General features: G+C 30.5%; 1 protein-coding gene and 1 pseudogene. Both read right to left on the minus strand.

The features are described 5' to 3' along the window. Positions 1-83 precede the first annotated feature (83 nt). The gene (locus TCEL_RS00085) at positions 84-251 is read right to left on the minus strand and encodes a histidine phosphatase family protein (protein ID WP_242823425.1); all 168 of its coding nucleotides are present in this window, start codon (positions 249-251) and stop codon (positions 84-86) included. Positions 252-356: 105 nt separating this feature from the next. After that, positions 357-465: pseudogene (locus TCEL_RS13320) on the minus strand (alpha-hydroxy-acid oxidizing protein); the annotation flags it as partial. Positions 466-633: the final 168 nt, after the last annotated feature.

Consider the following 633-nt stretch of genomic DNA (forward strand, 5'->3'; position numbering starts at 1 on the left):
AAAAAGAATAAGTTTTTTATTTTTCATTTAAACCCCTCCATTTAATCTTTTTATATACCAATAACAACCATCATAGGTTGTTATTATAGACATACTACAATTCTCAACTTGAAATTTATAAAATAGTCATAGCTATCAAATACTAAAGACAGAATACAACGTATTACTYCACCCGAGGTTACAACCAAAATATCTCCCTCTTCCTTTTTTATATCCTGTAAAAACTCTTCTACCCTTCTAAAAAGCTCCATAAGGCTCTCACCCTGTGGAATCTTATAGTTTTTATAATCCCTACACCAAACATACATATTCAGTCTTTAAACTCCCTTTGGATTTGTGTATAGTCTTTATCCTCAAATTCCTGGAACTTCTCCTGCACATGACTTTCCCATTACAAACAGGACATACTCTACAACTTCCATTTAAATTTTCCTTTGCCTTTTTTAAAATTTCCTTGTAATCCATACCTCATCCCCCATTTATATTTTATTTTTTTCAATTACTTCACCATTTATCAATATTAACAAATACTATGTAACCATCTTCAAAATATGCTAGCGAAGGAATTTCATCTCCTTTTGGAACAGATATGCTACCTGGATTAACTATTACTGAATTTTTGTATCTTTCAAA

The sequence above is a fragment of the Thermobrachium celere DSM 8682 genome, assembly GCF_000430995.1.
Lineage (GTDB): Bacteria > Bacillota > Clostridia > Clostridiales > Caloramatoraceae > Thermobrachium > Thermobrachium celere.